4 protein-coding genes are annotated in these 5,067 nt (G+C 71.9%); 3 read left to right on the top strand and 1 reads right to left on the bottom strand.

All coding sequences use genetic code 11. From position 1 onward, the window contains the following. Positions 1-286: 286 nt before the first annotated feature. On the bottom strand, positions 287-859 hold the full coding sequence (locus J5X07_RS13190) for a hypothetical protein (RefSeq protein WP_243896853.1): 573 nt from the start codon (positions 857-859) through the stop codon (positions 287-289). A gap of 129 nt (positions 860-988) precedes the next feature. On the opposite strand from J5X07_RS13190, the gene J5X07_RS13185 reads away from it, so the two are divergent. The 3 genes from J5X07_RS13185 to J5X07_RS12650 all read left to right on the top strand — a co-directional run. Beyond that, on the top strand, positions 989-2,716 hold the full coding sequence (locus J5X07_RS13185; RefSeq protein ID WP_341769478.1) for a leucyl aminopeptidase: 1,728 nt from the start codon (positions 989-991) through the stop codon (positions 2,714-2,716). A 215-nt stretch (positions 2,717-2,931) separates the two neighbouring features. Then, positions 2,932-4,305, top strand: coding sequence for a dihydrolipoyl dehydrogenase (gene lpdA / locus J5X07_RS12655; protein WP_208480034.1), 1,374 nt, complete (start codon positions 2,932-2,934; stop codon positions 4,303-4,305). A 31-nt stretch (positions 4,306-4,336) separates the two neighbouring features. After that, the coding region (locus J5X07_RS12650; RefSeq protein WP_341769477.1) for a biotin/lipoyl-containing protein at positions 4,337-5,067 on the top strand (731 nt) is incomplete at its 3' end.

The raw sequence follows: 5,067 nt of genomic DNA, 5'->3' as shown, positions 1-5,067 counted from the left end.
CGCCGCTACCTATCCCAGACCTCACTCCAGCAACTAACCCACACCCTGACCCACACCACCCCCGACAACCACCCCCTGATGACCATCACCACCTAACACAAAGAACACCACACCAAGAGACTTGACCCCACCCACGAGGATGAGCCATCGCATCCTCGCTGATCCACCTGAGCCGAGGCGCGCTGCACGCCCAGAAGGCACCAGCGCTGCCGGGAAGAAGTGCGATCCTTCCCGCGCTCCCCCTGCCACCGCAACGTCAGCGCCGCCCACCGGCCCCGGCAGGCGCTCAGCGCACGGCGCCGTCCGGCCCGGGAGAGTGCCCCTCGCCCTCGTTCTCCACGCCCTGGCTCCCGGGCCGGCCGGCACGGGTGCGCTCCAAGGAGCCGGCCAGGGAGTCGGAGAGCTCAGTCATCCGCTCAGCATTGATGACGATGCGCCTCGGGTCGGACAGCCACATCCACACCGCAGCCACCACCGGCAGCACCGCCGGCAGGTACCACAACCGCGCCCCTCCCTCAGCCCAGGCCGAGTACTCCAGGCCCGACATCGGGGCGGACAGGGTCAGGGTGCCGATGAGCAGGGCCATGGTGGCCAGCGCGGCCAGGCTCATCCACCCGATATTGCGCATGCGCCTGCCATTGTGGGCCACGCAGACCGCCAGCAGGACGTAGAGCGCTCCGCCCACGAGGTTGAAGGACTCCATCACCGGCGCCGTACAGGGTTCGCGCACGAGCATCGCCACCGCGGGCGCCAGGATGACCAGGCCGACGACGGCGAAGACGACGACGAGGATACGGCCCAGGCCGTAGGCGGGCCTGCGGGTGTCATCAACCGTGCGAACCTGGGGGCGCTCATCCATGGGTCTGCATGCCTTTCAAGGTCTGATCAAGGTATGATGGATTCTTCTCCCCCGCTGGGGGCCCGGGACGAGCCGGCACGCAGGAGCCGCTCCCCTGCTGCCGACAACGACGACGTTACCATTCACGCCGTGAGCACTTTCGAGCTGTCCAGCGTCCTTCCTACCACCAGCAGGAGCGATTCGGCCCAGGAACCGCCCAGGCCCGCCCCCGAGATACTGGTCCTGGCCGCTGCCCCGGGCCAGGGAGATGACCCCCGCCCGACCCCGCTCGTCGACGGCGCGGTGGAGACCGGCCTGGATATGGATGCACTGGCCGGGCTCCTGCCCCGCCTCGGATTCAACGCCGAGCAGGACGCCGTCCAGCACCTGCCCGCCTCAGTGGTCGGGGACGAGGACTACGAGGGTCCCGAGGTCCTGCTCGTGGTGGGCGTGGGGCCGGCCTGGGCCGGCTCCGACCCCGCCCTGGCAGGCACCGTCGACGACGAGGCGGCCCTGGGGGCCGACCGCGCAGGCATCCTGAGGCGGGCGGCGGGACGGGCCTCCCGGGCCCTGGCCGGGCGCGGCTGGGCAGTCATGGCCCTGCCGACCCTCAACGACGCCGAGCTCGCCAGCGTTCTCCAGGGCGCCGCGCTGGGGGCCTACCACTGGTCGGCGAAGAGCAGCACCGGGGGCGACGGGCTCTCAGCGGACCGCGCCGCCGCGGCTCGGACGATGGACTCGCAGGATGCCCCGGACTCGGCGACGGCCAGCGGCACCGGGGCCCCCGGGGCGGCCGGCTCCGGTGGTGCCGACGATGCTCAGCAGACCCCCGTGGAGCGCGTCACCGTGCTCTCCCCCCTGGCCGGGACGCCGGAGGCCGAGGAGGCGCTGTCCTTCGCCCTCGCCCTGGCCGAGGCCACCGCTCTGGCCCGGGACCTGGTCAATGAGCCGCCCAACCGGCTCAGTCCGCAGGTCTTCGCCCAGCGCGCGGTCCAGGCCGCCGAGGAGGCCGGGGTTGAGGCCCGGGTGTGGGACGAGCACGCCCTGGCCCAGGAGGGATTCGGCGGCATCCTCGCCGTCGGGCAGGGCTCCGATGAGCCCCCGCGCCTGGTCCGCCTGGAATGGGCGCCGCCGCAGATCGAGAACCATGTGGCGCTCATCGGCAAGGGCATCACCTTCGACTCCGGCGGACTGTCCCTCAAGCCGCCGGCCTCCATGCCGGAGATGAAGTCGGACATGGCGGGCGCCGCCACCGTCCTGGGCGCCGTCCTGGCCGCCGCCCGTCTTGAGCTGCCCGTGCGGGTCACCGGCTGGCTGGCCCTGGCCGAGAACATGCCCGGCCCCGGTGCGCAGCGTCCCAGCGACATCATCACCATGCTCTCCGGGACGACCGTCGAGGTGACCAACACCGACGCCGAGGGACGCCTGGTCATGGCCGACGCCCTGGCCAAGGCGGTCACCGAGCAGCCCGACGCCGTCCTGGACGTGGCCACACTCACCGGGGCGCAGATCGTGGCCCTGGGCGACCACGTGGCCGGGGTCATGGGCACCCCCACCCTGCGCGAGGAGGTGGTGGCCGCAGCGCAGCGCGCGGGCGAGGCCTTCTGGCCCATGCCCCTGCCCTCGGGCCTGCGCCCCGCTCTGAAGTCCACCGTGGCGGACCTGATCAACGCCAGCACCTCCTCCCGGGCCGGGGGGATGCTCACCGCAGGGCTGTTCCTGCGCGAGTTCGTCGGCGATACGCCCTGGGCACACCTGGATGTGGCGGGTCCCGCCTTCAACGACAAGTCCGCCTGGGGCCTGACCCCCAGCGGCGGCACCGGCATGGGCGTGGCCACCCTCCTGGAACTGCTGCGCTCGCGCGCCCTGGCGCACTGAGGCACCAGGCCGACGAGCGGGCCGGGTCTTGGCCAGAGGCCCGACCCGCTCGTCGGCCCAGTGACCATTCAGTGACCGTTCTCATGCCGCTTGAGGGACTCTGGTCCCGATCGTGACCGGTTTCTGTCGGTGCGCCCCAGCGTCGGGTGACACAATGACCCACGTGCAGAGGCGCCCCACAGGAGCGGCCGGACCGAAACACAAGGAGTGAATTCGTGACAGAGACCGTCTACGACATGGTCATTCTGGGTGCGGGCTCGGGCGGCTACGCCGCCGCCCTGCGCGGTGCCCAGCTGGGACTCAAGGTGGCGCTGGTGGAGGCCGACAAGCTCGGCGGCACCTGCCTGCACCGCGGGTGCGTGCCCACCAAGGCCGTGCTCCACGCCGCAGAGACCGCCGAGGCGGTGCGCGAGGCCGGGACCCTGGGCATCCGGGCCGCCTTCGAGGGCGTGGACATGGCGGGGGTCCAGAAGTACAAGAACGGGATCGTCTCCCGGATGCACAAGGGCCTGGAGGGCCTGGTGTCCTCGCGCGGCATCGAGGTCGTCCAGGGCTGGGGCCGCCTGGTGGACCCCCGCACCGTGGAGGTCGACGGCCGGCGCCTGACCGGCAAGAACGTCATCCTGGCCTCGGGCTCGTTCTCCAAGACCATCGGCCAGGAGATCTCCGGCGGCGTCATGACCTCCGAGGAGGCCCTGGAGCTGGACCACGTGCCGGCCTCCGCGATCATCCTGGGCGGCGGGGTCATCGGCGTGGAGTTCGCCTCCGCCTGGGCCTCCCTGGGCAGCAGAGTCACCATCATCGAGGGCCTGCCCCGCCTGGTCCCCAATGAGGACGAGGCCATCTCCAAGCAGCTCGAGCGCGCCTTCCGCAAGCGCAAGATCGCCTTCCACACCAGCACGATGTTCGAGTCCGTGGAGCGCCACGAGGGCGGCGTGACCGTGCGCACCGCTGACGGCAAGACCCACGACGCCGAGGTCCTCCTCATCGCCGTGGGCCGCGGCCCCGCCACCGATGGCCTGGGCTATGAGGAGGCCGGCATCGCCATGGACCGCGGCTTCGTCCTGACCGACGAGCACTGCCGCACCAATGTCGAGGGCGTGTGGGCCGTGGGCGACATCGTCCCCGGCGTCCAGCTGGCCCACCGCGGCTTCGCCCAGGGCATCGCGGTGGCCGAGCGGATCGCGGGCCTGGACCCCCAGCCGGTCGACGACAACCTGGTCCCCAAGGTGACCTTCTGCGAGCCCGAGATCGCCTCCGTGGGCCTGTCGGAGGCCAAGGCGGTGGAGATCCACGGCAAGGACGCGGTGACCACCGCGGAGTTCAACGTCGCCGGCAACGCCAAGAGCCAGATCCTGGGAACCCAGGGATTCGTCAAGCTCGTCTCCCTCAAGGACGGCCCAATCCTGGGCTTCCACGCCATCGGCACCCGCATGGGCGAGCAGGTCGGCGAGGGCCAGCTCATGGTCTCCTGGGAGGCCGACGCCCAGGACGTCGCCTCGCTCATCCACGCCCACCCCACCCAGAACGAGACCCTCGGCGAGGCTGCCATGGCACTCGCCGGCAAGCCGCTGCACAACCACGGCTGAGTCCAGGTAGAGAAGTAGAAGGAGGACAGCAATGTCCGAGTCCGTGAAGATGCCCGCGCTGGGTGAGTCGGTGACTGAGGGCACCGTCTCGTCCTGGCTCAAGGCCGTGGGAGACACCGTCGAGGTCGACGAGCCCCTCCTGGAGGTCGCCACCGACAAGGTCGACACCGAGGTCCCCTCCCCCGCCGCCGGCGTGGTCCTGGAGATCCGCGTCGCCGAGGACGAGACCGTCGAGGTCGGCACCGTCCTGGCCATCATCGGCGACCCCTCCGAGGCCACCGCCTCCCCCGAGCCGGCCCAACCGGCCCCCCAGGCGGCCCCCGAGCCCCAGACCCCCGCCGCCCCCGCAGCGCCCGAGGCACCGGCCACCACCGAGGCACCCGCAGCGCCCCCCGCCGCCGGCGGCCAGGGCGTGGAGGTCGCCATGCCCGCGCTGGGTGAGTCGGTGACTGAGGGCACCGTCTCGTCCTGGCTCAAGGCCGTGGGAGACACCGTCGAGGTCGACGAGCCCCTCCTGGAGGTCGCCACCGACAAGGTCGACACCGAGGTCCCCTCCCCCGCCGCCGGCGTGGTCCTGGAGATCCGCGTCGCCGAGGACGAGACCGTCGAGGTCGGCACCGTCCTGGCCATCATCGGCGACCCCTCCGAGGCCACCGCCTCCCCCGAGCCGGCCCAACCGGCCCCCCAGGCGGCCCCCGAGCCCCAGACCCCCGCCGCCCCCGCAGCGCCCGAGGCACCGGCCACCACCGAGGCACCCGCAGC

This window comes from Actinomyces bowdenii (assembly GCF_017592395.1).
Lineage (GTDB): Bacteria > Actinomycetota > Actinomycetes > Actinomycetales > Actinomycetaceae > Actinomyces > Actinomyces bowdenii.
This window is presented reverse-complemented; position numbering and strand designations above follow the sequence as displayed.

Excerpts from the sequence above, each read along its gene's own strand:
- J5X07_RS13190 (WP_243896853.1), bottom strand. The coding sequence starts at position 859 with ATGGATGAGCGCCCCCAGGTTCGCACGGTTGATGACACCCGCAGGCCC.